The sequence below is a fragment of the Glaciecola sp. HA4-3 genome (assembly GCF_055693685.1).
The window spans coordinates 2941545-2959809 of the sequence record NZ_CM146340.1 but is presented as its reverse complement, the minus strand read 5'-3'; the positions used below and the strand labels follow the sequence as shown (position 1 = coordinate 2959809).

Below are 18265 nucleotides of genomic sequence, written 5' to 3'. Positions count from 1 at the left end.
TGCAGCTAGTGCTTTGCAGCAAGATAGTCTGCTATTAAGCTGGTGAAAGCCTCACCATATTTTTCAAGCTTAACGTGTCCTACTCCGGTAACCTCTAAAAATTCAGAAGAGGTTACCGGCATTCTTGATGTCATATCAGAAAGACTTGCGTCACTAAAGACAGTATAAGCTGGCGTAGCGCTTTCGTCGGCTAACTGTTTTCTTAAATGCTTAAGTTTGGCAAATAATTTATTGTCTATATTGCTAGGCTCATACTTATTCTTAGTCGTAGAGCTTACTGCGAACTTTGGCACTGCTAAGGAGATGGTTTGTTCACTTCGCAAGACTTGATAAGCAGAAGGCGTCGTAATTAAGCTGCCACCCCAGTTCATATCGATACGTAATAAACCTTTGTGGAGCAACTGCTGCGCTATATTGTGCCAATATTTTTCTGGTTGATCTTTGCCGATACCATGTGTGCTTAACTCATTATGTTTTGCGTCAAGAATTTTGCGATGCGACTTACCTCGTAAAATATCGATAACATACTGTACTGGCGCATGATGTTTAGATTTTAATATGCGCAGAACACATGAGATAAATTTTTGCGCGACTTCGGTGCCATCAAACATCTTAGGCGGCGATTGGCAGATATCACAATTACCACAGCTTTCATGTTTGTTGTCTCCAAAATAGTTAAGCAACACTTGTCGTCTACAGGTTTGTGCTTCTGCAAAAGATTGCATCGCTTCAAACTTATGCATTTCAATTTCAAAGCGTTCAGGAATCGCTCCATCGGCAATCCACTTTTTAATTTTTGCCGCATCACGATCATCGTACAATAGAAGGGCTTCTGCAGGCATGCCATCGCGGCCCGCTCGTCCCGTTTCTTGGTAAAATGACTCAATGCTTCGAGGAACGTCATGATGTACTACAAATCTGACATTGGATTTGTTGATACCCATACCAAATGCAACCGTCGCTACTACGACTTGCATGTCATCAGCTAAAAACAAAGATTGCACGCGTTCGCGTTCTTCGTTTGTTTTACCCGCATGATACGCACCGCAACTGATGCCGCTACTGCCAAGTTTTTGCGCAAGTTCATCAACTTTTGCCCGGCTGTTGCAATATACAATGCCACTAGTGAACTTTTGCTGTTTGATAAAATCAATGACTTGATCAACGCCTTTATATTTGGCCAACAGGTTGTAGCGAATGTTAGGTCGATCAAAACCGCCTTTAAATATAAAAGGGTTAAGTAGTTTTAGTTGTTCAACAATATCGGTTTGAGTGGCGTCATCTGCTGTGGCTGTTAATGCGAGAATTGGAATGTTAGGAAATACGCTCTTTAAATGTCCCAGTCTTTTATAGTCTTGTCTAAAATCGTGCCCCCACTGGCTAACACAATGGGCCTCATCTACTGCAATAAGACTAATTGGCAATCGGCGAATACTATTTAAAAAGTAGTGTTGCAAAAGTCGCTCTGGCGATACGTAAAGTATATCAAGCTCATTATTTTCAAGTTTTTCTTGGACGTCGCTGGCGACCTCAGATGACAAACTAGAATTTAAATATGCGGCCTTTACACCTTGACTGGTCAACTGTTGTACTTGATCTTGCATCAATGAAATTAATGGTGATACAACAATGGTGATGCCCTCGAGCAATATAGCAGGGATTTGATAGCAAAGTGACTTGCCACCGCCCGTTGGCATAAGTACTAAGGTATCTTTACCAGCTAAGACATTATCAATTACATCTGATTGTCCTGCTCTGAAGTTATCATAACCAAAAACCTGCTGTAAGGTTGTTAATGATAAGTCCGACGAGGGTGTTTGGGGGCTTGCGGCAAAGGTCACAGTGCTTGTTAATATCTTAGTTATTTATCTTTATATTGTACGTTTTTTTGATGCATCTATACAGTGTACTTTTGAATGTATTTAACCGGTTGCTTTTTGTCCAATGATCTTCGACAATGCCCGCCTTTAACATCGCTAAGAAATCATCTAGATGTCTACCTTATCTCCCAATAAAGCAGGTATATTATTTGCCATTGCGGCATATACAATGTGGGGCGTAATGCCTATCTACTTTAAGCAGCTTACTGCAATCCCCGCTGCTGAAATTCTCATGCATCGCGTAATTTGGTCGGTAATTGTGTTAGCTGTGTTGATTGCCGGTCTTAGGCATTTTAATAAAGTAAAATTAGCAATGGCCTCCCCTAAAGTATTAAAAATACTCTTTGCAGCAGGCTTATTATTGGCTGGGAATTGGTTGTTATTTATTTGGGCGGTAAATCACGACCAGTTATTAGAGGCCAGTCTTGGCTATTATATAAACCCGCTGATTAATGTCTTTTTGGGGCGTGTTTTTTGGGTGAAGTTCTTCGGCCATTGCAGAAAGTTGCAGTAGGGATAGTGGTTATAGGGGTAGTATTAACACTTATCAACTATGGCCGTTTACCTATTATTGCTTTAACACTTGCAGTATCTTTTAGTATTTATGGTTTGCTTAGAAAGCAGGTTGCAGTTGACTCTATGCCAGGCTTATTCATCGAAACAATGATGATGTTGCCAGCGGCACTGATATATTTCTTTGTCTTTGATACCGTAAGCACTGACGCAAGTGTCAATACGACAACAATGAACTTACTTATTCTTAGTGCTGGTGCACTTACTGTAGCTCCCTTGCTATGCTTTACTGCTGCTGCAAGACGAATTCGCTACTCCACATTGGGATTCTTTCAATATATTGGGCCAAGTTTGATGTTTATTATTGCAACCACTGTTTACCATGAACCATTGTCACAAGCTCGTTTGCTGACCTTCATTTGTGTATGGTCAGCACTTGCATTGTTTACTTACGATTCGGTAAAAGCCTACCGAAAAATGAAAAAGCCACCACCCGTTGTTTAGCATTGATATTGACTAAGTATTTACTTCGCCAGGATTCATGACCAAGGCTTCATTGGCTTTAGCTTCGCGTGCTAGGTCATCGCTATGATCCGACGCTAGAGCCATATAAACGCTTGGTAATACAAGTAAGGTAAATAAGGTCCCCACTAACATCCCTGCAACCAAAATAATCCCGATACTGTTCCTTGCCTCGGCGCCTGCTCCTGTGACTAACACTAATGGGAAGTGACCTAAGACTGTCGCAGCGGTTGTCATTAATACCGGACGCAATCGAATTTGAGCTGCTCGTTTAATTGCCGCGAGTTTATCTAAGCCTTGCCTTTGCATATGATTAGCGAATTCCACAATCAATATGCCATTTTTGGCAACCAAGCCAACTAAGGTGATAAATCCAACTTGGGAATATATATTGATGGTTGTGAAATCTAAAAACGCAAACATCAGTCCCCCAGCTAATGCTAAAGGCACTGACCCTAACAAGACAACTAGTGGATCTTTAAAACTGTTAAATTGAATGGCCAGTACTAAGTAAACAAAAATCATCGCAACTAACAGTACACCTTCCAATGTATTTCCTTCTAGACGTATCTGTCTAGACTCCCCAGCATAATCAATATCATACTGAGGCGGTAAAATGTCACGTGCTGCTTGTTCCAGTGCTTGCAGACCTTGTTCCTTGGTCGTTCCTGGAATCAAGCCGCCAAATATCCTAAATGCATTTCGTTGGTCAAATTTGGCCAATAAGCGCGGCGCAGTTTCAGTTTCAATGTCTGCTATAGCGCTAAAAGGAATGAGCGAGCCATCAGGAATACGGATTTGTAAATCAAGGATGGCATGTGCATTTTGTCGCTTGTCGGGAGATAGCATTGGAATCACACGATAGGCTCGGCCGTCTTGATTATATCTATTTACAAAATTTCCAGATAGCATTGTCGAGAGTTGTTGGTTGACAGCGGCTAAATCCAAACCGACATCTGCAATGCGCTGCCTATCCAGCACAAAGCGATATTGGGGTAAGTCTATTTTTAAGTCGGTGTCAGCAAAAATGAACTTGCCGCTTTGATTGGCAGCTTGCACCATTTTATCCGCATATACTTTCATTTCATCATAGGGGGCTGTGCTAAGTACGACAAGTTCTACCGCAAAGTTTCCTGCGGTAGGTAAAGCTGAATCTAAAACTGGAAGCGCTTTTAAACCAGGTACTTGTGAAAGCTTACCAAATATCTCCCAATACATGTCTTGAACAGATTGCTCACGCTCATCTACAGGGACAAATTCGATGCCTGAAAATCCTGCTGATGGATTAATAATCTGCCACATGAATTGAGCACCATCCATTTCTTTCATCGAATCTACCACATCATCCATGTGCTTTAAGGTATAGTCAATTGACGCTTCAGGGGCTGATTCAATGATAACCGTTACACTAGATTGATCTTCGGTAGGAGCTAGCTCTTTAAGTGAACCAAAGTAAAAAGGTACACTTAATAAAGACAATATGATGGCTGAAAATAATACTTGATGGCGAAGTTCGACCGTTTTTTCAACGACTTTGCCATAGCGTTCTTGTAATCGGTCAAAAAATCCGTTGACCTTTTGTGTGATTCTACCTTCTTTACCTCCCTCAGGACTCGCATATGCGCTCATAATAGGCGATAAGGTCACTGCTACCACGCACGAAATAATGACCGCAATTGCTAAAGTAAACGCAAACTCCTTAAACAATGCTCCGGTTAATCCGGTGAGCAAGCCGATAGGCGCATAAACAGCAGCTAGCGTGATAGTTGTGCTGACAATAGGGGACAATAGTTGTCGAGAGCTCGCTAATGCTGCTTGCATCTTACCCATGCCAGAGCGCATGTAACGAGCCACATTTTCGACCACGATAATGGCATCATCAACAACAAGGCCCACAGATAAGACAATGGCCAATACTGTTAATAGATTCAGTGAAAATCCTACCAAAGACATAGCGGCAATAGCGCCCAAAATCGAAATGGGAATGGTGACTAGCGGCACCAATGCACTTCTAAACGAACCCATCATCGCTAATACAACAATACCAACAAGCAACACCGTTTCGCCTAAGGTAATAAATATTTCGCGCAAAGAATCTCGCATGTACAGCGTGCCATCAAACCCATCAGTAATACTAAGGCCTTTTGGTAGGGTAGCGTTTATCTCGTCAATCATGACATAAAGACGATCGCCAATTTCGATTTCGTTAGCACCAAGGCAAAGGCCAAACCGAGATATATAACACCACTTCTTTGTCTAAACGAGAGGTGGTTACGCCTTCTTCCTCGTCTAAGGCAACGGTAGCAATATCACTGATACGAATTTGACTACTGCCGTCATCCCTTACTACTAAGTCTTCAAACTCGCTTACTGTAGTTAAGCTAGTATCTGTTAATAGCGAAACTCGTTGTTGGGTATTTTCAGCGTTACCGATTGTTGCAATTAGGTTATTTGCTCGAAGTGCTCTTGAAACATCATCAGCAGCAATATTCAAAGATGCCATTTTTTTTGGGTCTAACCAAATTCGCATAGATGGCGAACGCGCGCCTTCTAAACCAATGCGCTGAACACCCGGTATAGACGCTAGTGCTGGCGACACATTACGCGACAAATAGTCAGTAACCTCAAGACGCGACATATCGGCAAGATCTTCATCAAAATTAACCGTCAGATAAAATATGGCAAACGGTCTATCTGCTCTAACAACTTGAATAGCTGGATCTTCGGCAGCTTCTGGTAGCTCAAAACGAATTTGATCGATACGTGTCGATAACTCCGCTAAAGCACTGCCAATATCTTCATTTAATCGCAACCAAACCGTTACCGTTGACAGGCCTAGGGTGGTATTGGAATCAACATAGTCTACGCCGGGAACGGCAGATGCTGCGCGCTCGATTGGCTCGGTAATGAAGCCTTGCACTACTTCAGCAGAAGCGCCCACATAGGGTGTTGTAATTTGAATAGATGCGCTACTTAATTTGGGAAATTGTAGCACCGGGATGTTAATCGCCGCTCGAATACCAATAATGACAATCGCAATAGAAATGACGATTGCGATCACAGGACGTTTTGAAAAAATGTCCATTATTGAAGGTCTATTAAGTATCCCTGCATTTGCCTCAGCGGCGTCTAAGTGGTGTTTGTTAGACATACTTATTCCTTATGGCTGTTGCGGCGAAGAATTTGATTGAGCAATATTTGCTAACATACCGTCAATCAGTTTTGAAGAGCCAACACTGGCAACCGTTTCACCCTCTTGTAAGCCCATCAACACGTAACTTAGCTCTTGCTCTTTGGTCTGCACTTTAACCGGTCTACGCTTTGCTCGAATATCACCTTTGTCATCGGGTGATAAAACAAAGACGTAACTGCCAAATGCGTCATATCTAATCGCTTGATTTGGCAATGGGACAACATCGATTGCTTGACCTTGCGGAAGTAAAACAGAGACTACCGCCCCTGGTATAAGTGCTAATTCTGGATTTACTAACGTTGCTCGCGCCTGCAAAGTACGAGAGCTCACATTAAACTGTTGATTAATCGCGACAATTTCGGCCCGGATTTTATTGTCATTATTAAGCGTTACGATCGTTACGGGAGTATTTAGTGCTATATTTGCATATGCTTGCGGTAAATTGAAATCTACCCATACTTCATCAAGTGTGCCCGTGATATTGGTTATTAGAGTGTTTGCAGATAAGTAAGTGCCTACTTGCCAATCATGAATGCCTACGTTACCGGTGAACGGAGCTAGAACGGTCTTGCGCGCAATCGTTGCTTCTAAAGCTTTTGCTCTTGCTTTGTTAATCGCTAATTGCGCTTTAGCGCGATCTAGTTGTTCCTTTGATGATGCCCTTACATCAAGTAAATCGGTAAATCGTTTTACGTCAAGAGCCGATAGCGCAATTTCAGCTTCAATGGCTTCTAATTGAGCCTGTTCAACATCAACATTTAATTGTGCTAACACCTGACCTGACTCTACAAGGTCTCCTGATTGAAAATTTACTTGCGTTAAAACACCCTCAATTTCATTTCGTAATTCGACGACTTGTTGTGCGCGCACTTGGCCTACAAGGCTTACTTTAGGCTGATAAGTACTCCATGAAACATTAACCGCTTCAACCGTTTCGCTAGGCTCAGGAAAAGATTCCCCAAAGGCGATTGCTGCCATCACTTGGTTAAACTTGACATAACCCAGTCCCGCAATTAATGCCAAAAGAGTAAATATGGTGATGAGCCAGCGCTTGAACAGCAACATGATAAATTCCTTGTGAATCGATGTGAACAGCTAGTTTTACTGTCGTAGGGGAGAAAAAGTTTGGTTAAATAAAGTTTAGTTTGTTTCTGAGCAATTGCTGTAAAATTTGTAACAAATCCGGTATTCATTTCACACAGACTGTGCTTAACTGTAAATCGTCTAAAAATAATAAAAGTAAGGATAATTGTGGATTTTGACTTAACTAACACTTTAGGTGTTTCAGCTTTGTATATTGGTCTGTTAGGCCTGTTATTTGTGCCAATGACCTTGGTTGTTGGTTTATATCGCGTTCGAAACAAGATTGATATTGGCGACGGTGGTGATAAACGAATGATTCGTCTTATTCGCAGCCAAGCTAACTTTATCGAGACGGTGCCACTAGCGGCAATTATGCTTATATGTCTCGAGTTAATAGGTGCTCAACCTTGGGCTTTGCACGTTATTGGTGCCGCGCTGGTAATTTCACGTTTATTGCATTACTTAGGCTTAAGTAAAATGGGGCCGTTTATCGCACGACCCATTGGTATGCTCGGTACTTTTGTTGTTTACCTCGCAAGCTCTATCTACCTATTAGTATTAGCACTTTTCTAATTTAGCATAGGCGAGCATTAGCCATTTTGGGCCCACATCATCAAAATGTACTTGTACCCTGCCATGCTCGCCACTACCTTCGTAATTAAGAACGGTGCCTTCACCAAACTTTACGTGTGTAACCCTTTGTCCTAGTGCAAAACCACTATCGACAAAAGCGCTGTGCGTAGCTTGCTTGCTAAATCGGTTGTGTATGGGTTGCGTTACTTGTGAGCGTAAACGTATTTCTTCGATATAGTCGCTTGGGATTTCTCTTACAAAACGAGATATCGTGTGATATTTGTCTTGGCCGTACAATCGACGTGTCTCGGCATAAGTAATGACTAACTGTTTTTTTGCGCGGGTCATACCCACATATGCAAGCCTGCGCTCTTCTTCTAAACGATCGGGTTCTTCATTGCTCATTTGACTAGGAAACATGCCTTCTTCGACACCGGCTAATACCACTAATGGGAACTCTAAGCCTTTCGCAGTATGGATGGTCATTAACTGCACGGCATCTTGATCTTCGTCTGCTTGAGCTTCGCCTGCCTCCAGGCTTGCATGTGCCAGAAAAGCAGCCAAAGGTGACATTTCTTCAGCATCTTCAGGGATTTCAAATTGTTTAACAGCAGTGACTAACTCTTGCAAGTTTTCAATTCTAGCTTGAGCTTTATCACTTTTTTCACTTTGATACATGGCAAATAAGCCTGAAGACTTAATCACAGCGTCGGCTTGTTCATGCAAAGACATGTCATGTGTATCTTTTGTCATGTTATCGATAATATCAAAGAAGCTAGCTAAAGCATTTGCTGCACGCCCTGACAAGCGTTTCTCGTTGAGCATGTTGCGGCCAGCCTGCCACATTGATAGCTGGTTTTCACGCGCATACGCTCTTATATTACTCAATGTTTTGTCGCCCAACCCACGCGCGGGCGTGTTCACTACTCGTTCAAATGCTGCATCATCTATAGGATTGCTTATCAAACGTAGGTAGCTTAATGCATCTTTGATTTCTTGACGTTCAAAAAAGCGCAAACCACCATATATGCGATAGGGTAGTCGTTGATGTAATAGTGCTTCTTCGAGCACTCGAGATTGGGCATTATTACGATATAAAATTGCGCAGTCTGATAAACTTGCACCGTCATCAAAAAAGTCTTTTATGCGCGAAACGATAAACCGCGCTTCATCGATTTCATTAAAACCCGCATATAAGGCGATTTTGTTACCATCTTCCCCATCTGTCCATAGATCTTTGCCTAATCGACCTCTGTTATGGTCAATGACCGCGTTGGCCGCTTTGAGTATATTACCTGTAGAGCGGTAGTTTTGTTCCAGTCGTATAGTTTGCGAGTTGGGAAAATCTTTGAGAAAATGTGAAATATTGGCAACATTAGCGCCGCGCCAGCCATAAATAGATTGGTCATCATCGCCGACAATCATCATGTTGTTTTGTTTGGTGGATAAGAGCTTTAGCCAAGCATATTGTATGTTGTTGGTATCTTGGAATTCGTCTACCAAAATCGCTTTGAATCGTTGCTGATAATGCTTTTTTAGTGACTCGTTGTCTCTGATGGTTTCGTAGCATCTTAGCAATAGCTCTGCGAAATCAACAAGACCCGACCGGTTGCAGGTTTCTTCGTAAGCTTTGTAAATATCGCGCATCTTTTTTTGATTCGGGTCATCGTGCGTTTCGACTTGCGCTGCTCGTAAACCTTCATCTTTGTTACCATTGATGTACCACTGAACTTGTTTAGGTGGCCAGTGTTTTTCATCAAGATTAAGTGCTTTTATTAGCCGCTTGATTAAGCGGTGTTGGTCGTCTGAATCTAAAATAGTAAAATTTTGCGGTAAGTTTGCTTCTTCATAATGCAGGCGTAATAAGCGATGCGCCAGTCCATGAAAGGTGCCAATCCACATATTAAATATAGAATTACGCATAAGGCTCTCAACACGAGAGCGCATTTCTTTGGCTGCTTTATTGGTGAATGTAACGGCTAAAATACTAAATGGAGACAGTTTTTCTACTTCCGCCAACCAACAAATTCGATGGACTAAAACACGTGTTTTACCACTACCAGCGCCTGCTAATACCAACATGTTTTGATTAGGCGCTCCAACAGCTTCACGTTGTTTGTCGTTTAGTTCATCAAGAAGTACTGATACATCCATTTAAAAACCTTTAAGCGAAAATAGAGTGGTTGCTTGCAGTTTATAGGTTTTGTTTAGTCCCAAAACTGAGTATTAGTAAAGGATTCTATCAGGATACCACTAAAAAAGCTGTCTATTTATACAGCATATATACCAAAATCCAGTGCGCTTAAATGCAATCAGTTTTCGTCACGGTCTTTCAAAAGACAGTGTTTAGTGTAATCACCAAGTTCATTAGCACTCCAATCACCCTTGGGTTTTTCATCCATTGCATTACACCATTTAACACTACCAACTTCAGGAGCACATGCGCTTATGCTTGCAACCGATAAAGCGAGTAAGATGATATACATTGGTTTTTTGTAATGTTTAATATTCATAGTTTGATGGTTTGCTTAATGTTAAAGACGAAAATTATGCCAAATATTGGATAATTTACAATCTGTATTTGCGCCGCCGCTGGCAAGCCATTATTCTATATAAACTTGGATACAGTACAGAGATAAAGAGCATGAAAATTAAGCAAGTTGGACATCCTATTTTGCGGCAACGTTCTAAGGACGTCGAGCAAATCGATTTCTCTAATGGCACCGTGAACAATACAATCCAAATGATGCAAGATATTCTCAACGGCATTAAAGCTATTTCAGATGAAAATGGAAATGCATTAAGTGCACCTCAAGTAGGGGTCGCGATTAGACTGGTTGTCCTTAGAATTAATGGTGTCTTTGAGGCTTTTATCAATCCTCGTTTACGTCCCTTGTCTGAAGATGCATTTATGTTCGATGAAGAATGTTTTAGCTTTTATCAAATGCGAGCGAAGGTAGAACGTTTTCAAAAAGTCGAAGTGACGTATCTTGATGCGACAGGCACTAAAAAGTCCATGCAAATGCAGGGCGAGTTTTCTGGCTTAATACAGCATGAAGTCGACCATCTAGATGGTATTTTCTTTCTTGATAGGGTTGAAAAAAACGAATCTGTGCAAAGTATTGATTATATATATAAAGACACGCCAGAGCGTCTATCGGTAGTTAAAAAAATGTGTGATTACATGGCAAGCTAATATTAAAAGTTGTCAAGTTGATTACTAAAGGAAAAATGATGACTAAGTTATGTGCACAAAATTTTTGGTTACGCTTAAAGCAAGAAGCCCAAGCTGTCTCTAATGAAGAGCCATTGCTATCGAGTTATTTGCACGCCTGCGTGCTGAATCACCATAATTTTGAAACCTCGTTGAGCTTTATTTTATCAAATAAAGTCAGTGATGAGGTAATGCCCGCGATATCTGTTCGAGAAATGTTTGATGAAGCATATTTACTTAACCCAGTAATGCTAGATGCCGCAATTGATGATATTCAAGCGGTTACCGCGCGCGATCCAGCAGTGTCATCGTTGTTAACGGTGTTGATACATTTTAAAGGGTTTCAAGCACTTCAAGTACATCGTTTAGCAAATTATTTATGGCATAAAGGACGCAAGGAACTTGCCCTGTTTATTCAAAGCCGCAATTCCGAAGTATTTTCAGTTGATATACACCCTGCCGCGCAAATTGGTAAGGGAGTAATGCTAGATCATGCAACCGGCATAGTCATCGGTGAAACGGCCGTGGTGGAAGATGATGTATCTATTTTACAAGAAGTCACTCTTGGCGGCACAGGCAATGAACAAGGTGATCGACACCCCAAAATACGTCGCGGCGTAATGATTGGCTCTGGTGCAAAAGTATTAGGCAACATTGAAGTGGGTGAGGGCTCAAAGATTGGTGCAGGCAGTGTTGTACTTGATTCGGTGCCTTGCTGTGTGACTGTTGTTGGGGTGCCAGCTAAAATCGTCGGCAAGCCAGATTGCAACATGCCATGTGAATCGATGCAACAAAACGTGTTAGTGGATAGCCAGCAAGGTAGCGCCTCTGATGGCTAAAAACAAGCTAATCAAACAGCATCTTGATAACTTACAGGCTTTTGCTATAACGTCTAAAACAAGGGCCGATATCGACAAAGCCGCAGCGCTTATCAAAGACTATGCCAAACAGCATCGCTTTTTGCATAACAACACTTTTTTATGGATCTCAGTAGTATTGTCTTTACTCGCTGTAGCGATGTCTTTCGGTGGACCTGCTCACATTAGTTATGACTTGCGGATGAATATGCGAATTGGCGGTGCGATTGTTGCGATTTGCTGCGCAGGTTTTTTATATCTACGCTATTCTCACGTTAAAAAAATAGGTGATGCGCTATACATTCGCTCAGTCGCGATTAATGCGGGTGTAGTAAGAGATTATGATTTTAATGGTAAAGCATATTGGCGTGAATTACGTAATCTTTTTTTGATGTTTGATGATGGAGATGAAGGTCAAGAAATCAGTGTTCGCTATTTAGGCGGTGTGCTAAGGTGATGATAATGGTACACCAACACCTTTTACTTTGATTGAGTTTAAATATGTGGTGGTTTCGCGTCATTTTTCTAATGGTAAACAGCGCAAAACACGACAGACAAAATATAAATATGCCATGTTGGTTCAGTTCAGCGATTTTAATTATTTCTCACTAAACACCCGCCGTTTTTCTTCGAAGTGGGACGCGTCAAGCGCCGAATTCAACCGACTTTTTAAAGTCAGATGCGCCGACGAGATAAAAACTGCGAAGTTTTTCGACCCTAAAGCGGTTCTGGCATTTGTTGATAAGTTTAGTTTGATCAAATCGATGGATGTAATGGCTAATTCTGTTGCCTGTTTTGAGTTACCAAAAGATGTATTTCCGACTAAAGTACGCACGCCATCATTGCGTCAAAGCGAAGATTATATTGAGCAATTACAGTCTCCAAGCGACTTGCCTTATTTAGATAGAGCAAAAGAACTAATCCGCTTCATTAATGACAACAAATAAGGATTCTATATGATTACTATCACCATTACTGTGCTAATGCTAGTTGGCATTATCGTTATTTATAACAAGATAATAGCTAACCTTAATCGTGCGAAACGCGCTTGGTCAGATGTCATCACTTATGAAAAACTCAAACACGAGCTTATTCCTCAATTAAATGAATTGAGCGACAAGTTTACTGAATTTGAGAGTGACTTTGTGCAGCGAGTAACGGCACTTCGCGAATCTATTAATCTGCTTGATAACGACAACATTGATGTTGAAGCGCTTGGCAAAGTTGAAGAGCAGTCAAACGCCGTATTTTCATCGTTCAAAGCAACGGCAGAAAGCTACCCTGAGTTAGGTGCGATGAAATTAGTACAAGAGCTGATGGAACAAATAAGCGACAAAAACGAAAATGTGGCAGCCGCGATAACCTTATTTAATCGTGCGGTTGAACACTTTAATAACTCTATAGAAATGGTGCCATTTAACATTGTAAATAAGCTTTTTACGCGCAAAGATAAGCTTGAAAACTTTCATCAATCAGGCACGCTTGATAATTATGACTACCGTCCTAATTTCTAAGTCTCATGTCGATATGCATAATGCCATCTTCGTCATAAGGCTCGCCAATACAAACAAAGCCTAGTTGTTGATAAAAATCGATTAGATAAACTTGAGCGCCAATAGTAATGGTGTATTTGGGCCAGTATTGATGACAACAACGAATTGCATTATGCATAATTTGTTTTGCCAAGCCTTTTCCTCTATAGGCTTGGTTAACTGCCACGCGACCAATACTTGCGCTTTGATCAAACGATACTCCAGGCGCCAAGCAGCGGGCATAAGCAACTAATGGAGTATCGTTGCTGGTGTTATCAATTACTAATATATGTCGAGTTTCAGCTAGGCGGTCTTTGTCATCTAAATCAGGATAAACGCAATTTTGCTCTACCACAAAAACATCGCTACGTAGTTTAAGGCTTTTATATAGTTGTGCATTGCTTAAGTCATTAAACAAAGACGTGACTGTGTTGTATTGCATAAAGTACCAAAATTCGTTAGTTGTTTATTGTGTAAAATATATCACGTATGCGACTACGAAAGGCCTTGAATCAGTTCACGTTTATCTCGGATACAATCAACTAAATACTGCATTAGTAGTTTTATTCGAGCAGTGTGTCGCAAATCAGGATGAGTAAGGACCCATATATCGGTTTGTGGAAGCGGTTTACTATTGTCCAAACGCGTTAAGTTATCCACGTTATCTGCCATAAAACAAGCTGCGCGCCCCAAACCAAGACCAGATGATAAAGCTCTAAAGCGCGTAACAATATCGTCAAAGGTGATACCAATAGGTACATTTGGAAAAGGAGACCCATCGATTAAATCATCCCATTGTTCTGTTTTAGCTGGTGCAATCCAACGTAGGGCATCTGTCGCGGTATTGGCTAAATATTCACGATCAGAATAATAGCACAAGCTATACGGAAATAGGCGATGTCCGACAAGGTGTTCTGGTAGGGTATTAGCTAGTCGTATTACGACATCTGCTTCAGATTTATCTAAATTGGCGAATGTGGTTGAACAATTCACTGTTAGCGTGATGTCCGGATACAAGCGAGTAAATTCGACCAGTTCCTCTAGTAACAAGAACTGGGCCATAGGTTCACCAAGTGAAAGCGTTATAGGGCCTGCAAATTGTTCGCCACCAAAGTGTACTTGACTGCGGTCTGCCGTGATAACAAGCTGCTCCATGCGACGAGCGAGTGCAAGAAGAGGCTCGCCTGCCTTAGTGATGCGATATGCGCCAATGATCTTTTCAAATACTGCGCTCTTACGGCGGTGATGCAATAATTCTAAACGGCGTGATACTGTGGTGTGCGTAGTTGCGAGCATAGCTGCCGCGCCTCGAAGCGTTTTAGCTCGATGTAAAGCGAGTATTAATTGATATTCATTCCAATCTTCCATTGGAACGATTTTGCACCATTACAAATAAAAATCAAGCCTCGAATTGACTACCTTGCTCTTATAAAGTTGTGTCTCACTAGTAAATTAATGAGATAAAGATGAATACAATGACAAGAATATGGGCTTTTTTACTTTGCTTTATTGGACTTATTATAGCAATTTTGTGTTTGCCTAATGATGCAGTAGCCTATCAAAAAGGCGCTGAAAAAGTGAATGAAATCGCCTTAAATCTGGCGCCTGGCGAAGTAGTGCAACTCATCGTACCGTTATCGATACCTGAGAAACAAAAGGAGCGTGAACACTATTATCGCACTGCAATACCACTAGCCCAGGAATATGGTTTTAACAATATTGGTCAACTCAATATAGAGCGAACTTTAGTGGGTGATAATAAGCCAACAGCATTCATTTTAGCAAAATGGCCCTCTATAAAAGCGCTAAAGGGATTTGAAAGTCATCCTAGTTGGCCTGCCTTAAAACAGTCGCGCGCTGATGGTTGGGAAGAGCTAACTCTCTTTAACGATGAAGCAGACCTTAAGCAAAGCGTACGGTTTTCTCAAGACAAAACTTATACAGCTGCTTTTGCGTGGTTCAATCCAGAATCCCCTGAAGACTATCGCACGTATTTGACAAAGGTAGCGCCATTACTTGAAAAAGTAGGTGCTCGGTTTATTTTAAAAATGTATGAGCCATCGATAGAGACCCATGCGTCTAATAATCTTGCGCCTAACCAAATTACCTTTGTGGAGTGGGATGAAGAAGATGGCTTAGCAAAATTGCAAGCTATGCCAGAATACAAACAATACAGTAGCTTGTTGAGAAATGGTGTTACTAAGTTTGAATTTCATGTAATTGCCCCATACTTTGCTAACAACTAAACGAGCCCTATGCAAAAAAATCCCCCAACACGAGTCAAATGTGCAAGGGGATTAAGGGAATACACTAGGGAGGGTGTATGTATAACCGTAGATATGAGCGTACTAATTTTGCGCAATTAATTGATTGTTGCTTGATGTTTCAAATTCAGAGATTGACGCAAGAAGCTGCTTCTGCGCTTCTATGTAAGCGGCTTCTATCTCGAAATATTTCACGTTTGCGACAAATAATGTCTCACTAGTAATTGCACCTGAATCATATTGATTTTCAAGTGTGTTCAAATGTGCGCGACTAACTTGTAAGTTATCTTCTAAGTGACTTAACAAGGCAATACTCTTTGATATCTGAGTTTGCTGATTTGCTTCCAAAGATAAGTCATTAGCGCTTGTTTGAGCGCTTACTGCTTGGCTAACGGCAAGTAGACTAAATAAAAGAAGTGCAGCAATGCTTGATATAATAATTTCTTTGGCTGTTTTTGAAAAAAGGTAAAGTTTCATGGCTATGTATCCGCTAATGTTTGCTTCGATATGATAACTATAGCGCTAGTAAATCAATAAAAATAATTATATAAATATATGATTTATATTTCCAAATATGATGTATTGAGAGGGCGGTCTTCCTATAGCTTTATTCTTATAAGCCGATAGTAATTACAACTGTATTGAACCAATTGAAATTTAACTTTCAAGCTTCGAAAAAGGCCACTTCTCTATGTCATTTAAGACGCAAACCTTCTGTTATTTAATGTGTTGTTTATTACTGCAAGCCTGTGGAGGAGATGAATCCTAGGATACATCTTCTTTTGTGTCTGATGAACGTGGGCAAGCGCCAAATAGTCAACAGACTCCTATACCCGCACTAGTGATGAATGGTTATGTAGCTAACGCGCTAGTATGGATTGATACAAGGCCAAATAACGCCATCGATGGCTTTGAAGCATTTGCTTATAGTGATAGTGAAGGTTATGTCACTTACAACCCTAATACCGGTGTTAATTATTGTCAGGCAGACCAAGCTGAACTAGCTAGGTTCTGTTTATCAACGGGTTTGCCTAGTGGTGAGCTTATCATCAAGGCGGCCAATGGCTTTGAGCTGTTAACAGGCGAGGGAAGTCAATCGGTCTTTACGTCAAAAACGAGTATTGCACAAGCTAAACAACAAATGAACGAGCTCAGTGCTATCGGAGTAGCTCCTACTGGAAATACTGACTTGTGGCAGTCGCAACTTGATAGCATCATGCCTAAAATTTCGCCCTTATCCACGATTGATTATTATTTACCTGTTCAGACCGATGTATTGTCGGTATTAGCTTCAGCAGGTTTTACCTTTGGTGTCGATACACCACAAAGCCGTATATTAAATACCGACTATATTGCGGGTTTAACCAGTGAAAATGACCAAACGCAGGCCCTTTCAAGTGAATTATTTAGGGCTTCGGTGGGAATCAGTGCACTGGCGGACACCTTGAGTATTAACATGGACGAGGTCTTACTAGAGCAAATGTTCTTGGATTTAGGAAAAGACGGCTTAGCCTTGAGTTCAGCAGATGTTGTATATGAATCAATCGCCTTGGCGTTATTTGCACAAAGCGTCACCGCGACAAATTTCGAACATTCTTTTAAGCAAAATAGTAAGCAAGGCGGCAATGTTGTTTTTAACAGTGATAGTATTTTGGATGCTGCAATACAACGGTTTATATTACAGCTAAGTGACCTGCAAGTCGTGCTTGGCAATATTAGTACTGTGCGCTTAAGTAACTTAAATACTGATCAAAGTTTCAAAGCGTTTTTGAATGATCAAAATACCACGATAAGTAATCAAATTGAGAGTCAAAATGATCCCATTTCATTGTTTCAAACACTTAATATCATTAACCAATTAGATGCTTTTTCAGGTGTGAGTAACGAACAAAAAGCCTTGCAAAAAAGGTTATCAAGCACGCTTGCACAGCAGGCAAACGAAATTGTGATGTTAATTACTGACACAAACGCAAGTCGTGATGGCGGGTCTAACGGGCAATCTGCCATTGATTTACTTGGTTTAGTAAATGATCTAACTAGGCTTATTGAGCAAGTAGAGGATACCGAGCAATTAAATCAAGCGATACGAGATTTGGATGTGCCGCAAAGTGCAGATTTAGGGAGCGCTGAGCAACAAAATCTTTGGCTAGGAAACCGTTTAAGCTTATCGGGAAGAATTGATGGCAATGAACAGGGGCAAGTTGTTGTATTTTTTGATGGCACGCAACAAATGCAAACAGAAGGGCCATTAATTATGTGTGTTGCTTATCAAAATCCACAAGACACGACTGATAATATAGACAGTAAGCGCTTTGAGGGATGGTGGTCAGTTTCAAATCCAAACAATCAAAACACTATTTTGTTGTCGGCGGAAGGTTTTGTTATCAGCATGAAGGTATTAGGCGAGACTATTGGCGCTGATATACCCAGTGAGCAACAAGTTCCGGCTCTTCAACGCATGCCAAATGAGCTTTATGGTACGTTTAGTTTTTCTTTAAATAACGAGCAAGCGACATGGCATTCTGATGATGCATCGTTTTCACAAAGCTACGGTTTATTATCAGCTCAAGCATTACCAAAAAATGATATGGATTGTGAACAAGTCTTAAGCTTCTAGCTTAAGACTTGATGGTG

Annotated in this window: 15 protein-coding genes and 2 pseudogenes; 9 read left to right on the top strand and 8 right to left on the bottom strand. The window is 41.1% G+C overall.

Going from position 1 to position 18265, the window contains the following annotated elements; translation table 11 throughout:
- Positions 1 to 5: 5 nt before the first annotated feature.
- Positions 6 to 1856, bottom strand: coding sequence for a DNA helicase RecQ (gene recQ / locus ACZ1G6_RS14250; protein ID WP_472618993.1), 1851 nt, complete (start codon positions 1854 to 1856; stop codon positions 6 to 8).
- 136 nt (positions 1857 to 1992) lie between these two features.
- On the opposite strand from recQ, the pseudogene rarD reads away from it, so the two are divergent.
- A pseudogene (rarD, locus tag ACZ1G6_RS14245) lies at positions 1993 to 2897 on the top strand (EamA family transporter RarD).
- A gap of 12 nt (positions 2898 to 2909) precedes the next feature.
- On the opposite strand, the pseudogene ACZ1G6_RS14240 reads toward rarD, so the two are convergent.
- Positions 2910 to 6066, bottom strand: a pseudogene (locus ACZ1G6_RS14240) (efflux RND transporter permease subunit).
- 9 nt (positions 6067 to 6075) lie between these two features.
- Positions 6076 to 7173: an efflux RND transporter periplasmic adaptor subunit gene (locus tag ACZ1G6_RS14235; protein ID WP_472616887.1), complete on the bottom strand. Its 1098-nt coding sequence runs from the start codon at positions 7171 to 7173 to the stop codon at positions 6076 to 6078.
- 186 nt (positions 7174 to 7359) lie between these two features.
- Here ACZ1G6_RS14235 and ACZ1G6_RS14230 point away from each other — a divergent pair, with 186 nt between their 5' ends.
- A complete protein-coding gene (locus ACZ1G6_RS14230) occupies positions 7360 to 7764 on the top strand; it encodes an MAPEG family protein (protein ID WP_472616886.1) in 405 nt (134 codons plus the stop codon).
- Here ACZ1G6_RS14230 and uvrD read toward each other — a convergent pair.
- Together uvrD and ACZ1G6_RS14220 are read right to left on the bottom strand one after the other, a co-directional pair.
- Positions 7750 to 9918 (bottom strand): DNA helicase II, encoded by a 2169-nt coding sequence (uvrD, locus tag ACZ1G6_RS14225; RefSeq protein WP_472616885.1) that lies wholly within the window; start codon positions 9916 to 9918, stop codon positions 7750 to 7752. The two genes, ACZ1G6_RS14230 and uvrD, sit on opposite strands and share 15 nt — an antisense overlap.
- Before the next feature lie 158 nt (positions 9919 to 10076).
- A complete protein-coding gene (locus tag ACZ1G6_RS14220; RefSeq protein ID WP_472616884.1) occupies positions 10077 to 10277 on the bottom strand; it encodes a DUF3012 domain-containing protein in 201 nt (66 codons plus the stop codon).
- A gap of 131 nt (positions 10278 to 10408) precedes the next feature.
- On the opposite strand from ACZ1G6_RS14220, the gene ACZ1G6_RS14215 reads away from it, so the two are divergent.
- Genes ACZ1G6_RS14215 through ACZ1G6_RS14195 form a run of 5 tightly spaced genes read left to right on the top strand, consistent with a single transcriptional unit; the run spans position 10409 to position 13349 of the window.
- On the top strand, positions 10409 to 10960 hold the full coding sequence (locus ACZ1G6_RS14215) for a peptide deformylase (protein ID WP_472616883.1): 552 nt from the start codon (positions 10409 to 10411) through the stop codon (positions 10958 to 10960).
- A gap of 38 nt (positions 10961 to 10998) precedes the next feature.
- Positions 10999 to 11817 (top strand): serine O-acetyltransferase, encoded by an 819-nt coding sequence (gene cysE, locus ACZ1G6_RS14210; protein ID WP_472616882.1) that lies wholly within the window; start codon positions 10999 to 11001, stop codon positions 11815 to 11817.
- On the top strand, positions 11810 to 12292 hold the full coding sequence (locus ACZ1G6_RS14205; protein ID WP_472616881.1) for a hypothetical protein: 483 nt from the start codon (positions 11810 to 11812) through the stop codon (positions 12290 to 12292). Before cysE ends, ACZ1G6_RS14205 begins: the two co-directional genes overlap by 8 nt.
- A gap of 28 nt (positions 12293 to 12320) precedes the next feature.
- The gene (locus tag ACZ1G6_RS14200; protein ID WP_472616880.1) at positions 12321 to 12782 is read left to right on the top strand and encodes a hypothetical protein; all 462 of its coding nucleotides are present in this window, start codon (positions 12321 to 12323) and stop codon (positions 12780 to 12782) included.
- A 9-nt stretch (positions 12783 to 12791) separates the two neighbouring features.
- On the top strand, positions 12792 to 13349 hold the full coding sequence (locus ACZ1G6_RS14195; protein WP_472616879.1) for a LemA family protein: 558 nt from the start codon (positions 12792 to 12794) through the stop codon (positions 13347 to 13349).
- Here the strand turns inward: ACZ1G6_RS14195 and ACZ1G6_RS14190 are convergent.
- Both ACZ1G6_RS14190 and ACZ1G6_RS14185 read right to left on the bottom strand, forming a co-directional pair.
- Positions 13339 to 13809, bottom strand: coding sequence for a GNAT family N-acetyltransferase (locus ACZ1G6_RS14190; protein WP_472616878.1), 471 nt, complete (start codon positions 13807 to 13809; stop codon positions 13339 to 13341). The genes ACZ1G6_RS14195 and ACZ1G6_RS14190 overlap by 11 nt on opposite strands.
- A gap of 53 nt (positions 13810 to 13862) precedes the next feature.
- The gene (locus ACZ1G6_RS14185; RefSeq protein WP_472616877.1) at positions 13863 to 14735 is read right to left on the bottom strand and encodes a LysR family transcriptional regulator; all 873 of its coding nucleotides are present in this window, start codon (positions 14733 to 14735) and stop codon (positions 13863 to 13865) included.
- Between the two features lie 98 nt (positions 14736 to 14833).
- Between ACZ1G6_RS14185 and ACZ1G6_RS14180 the strand changes: the two genes are divergently transcribed.
- A complete protein-coding gene (locus ACZ1G6_RS14180; RefSeq protein WP_472616876.1) occupies positions 14834 to 15613 on the top strand; it encodes a hypothetical protein in 780 nt (259 codons plus the stop codon).
- Between the two features lie 102 nt (positions 15614 to 15715).
- On the opposite strand, the gene ACZ1G6_RS14175 is transcribed toward ACZ1G6_RS14180, so the two are convergent.
- A complete protein-coding gene (locus ACZ1G6_RS14175; protein WP_472616875.1) occupies positions 15716 to 16108 on the bottom strand; it encodes a hypothetical protein in 393 nt (130 codons plus the stop codon).
- 307 nt (positions 16109 to 16415) lie between these two features.
- Between ACZ1G6_RS14175 and ACZ1G6_RS14170 the strand changes: the two genes are divergently transcribed.
- Positions 16416 to 18248 carry a hypothetical protein gene (locus ACZ1G6_RS14170; RefSeq protein ID WP_472616874.1) on the top strand — a complete coding sequence of 611 codons (1833 nt, stop codon included), beginning with the start codon at positions 16416 to 16418 and terminating at the stop codon, positions 18246 to 18248.
- Positions 18249 to 18265 lie beyond the last annotated feature (17 nt).

Excerpts from the sequence above, each read along its gene's own strand:
- ACZ1G6_RS14190 (WP_472616878.1), bottom strand. The coding sequence starts at position 13,809 with ATGCAATACAACACAGTCACGTCTTTGTTTAATGACTTAAGCAATGCA.
- cysE (WP_472616882.1), top strand. The coding sequence starts at position 10,999 with ATGACTAAGTTATGTGCACAAAATTTTTGGTTACGCTTAAAGCAAGAA.
- ACZ1G6_RS14195 (WP_472616879.1), top strand. The coding sequence starts at position 12,792 with ATGATTACTATCACCATTACTGTGCTAATGCTAGTTGGCATTATCGTT.
- ACZ1G6_RS14220 (WP_472616884.1), bottom strand. The coding sequence starts at position 10,277 with ATGAATATTAAACATTACAAAAAACCAATGTATATCATCTTACTCGCT.
- uvrD (WP_472616885.1), bottom strand. The coding sequence starts at position 9,918 with ATGGATGTATCAGTACTTCTTGATGAACTAAACGACAAACAACGTGAA.
- ACZ1G6_RS14235 (WP_472616887.1), bottom strand. The coding sequence starts at position 7,173 with ATGTTGCTGTTCAAGCGCTGGCTCATCACCATATTTACTCTTTTGGCA.
- ACZ1G6_RS14175 (WP_472616875.1), bottom strand. The coding sequence starts at position 16,108 with ATGAAACTTTACCTTTTTTCAAAAACAGCCAAAGAAATTATTATATCA.
- ACZ1G6_RS14180 (WP_472616876.1), top strand. The coding sequence starts at position 14,834 with ATGAATACAATGACAAGAATATGGGCTTTTTTACTTTGCTTTATTGGA.
- ACZ1G6_RS14215 (WP_472616883.1), top strand. The coding sequence starts at position 10,409 with ATGAAAATTAAGCAAGTTGGACATCCTATTTTGCGGCAACGTTCTAAG.
- ACZ1G6_RS14205 (WP_472616881.1), top strand. The coding sequence starts at position 11,810 with ATGGCTAAAAACAAGCTAATCAAACAGCATCTTGATAACTTACAGGCT.
- ACZ1G6_RS14185 (WP_472616877.1), bottom strand. The coding sequence starts at position 14,735 with ATGGAAGATTGGAATGAATATCAATTAATACTCGCTTTACATCGAGCT.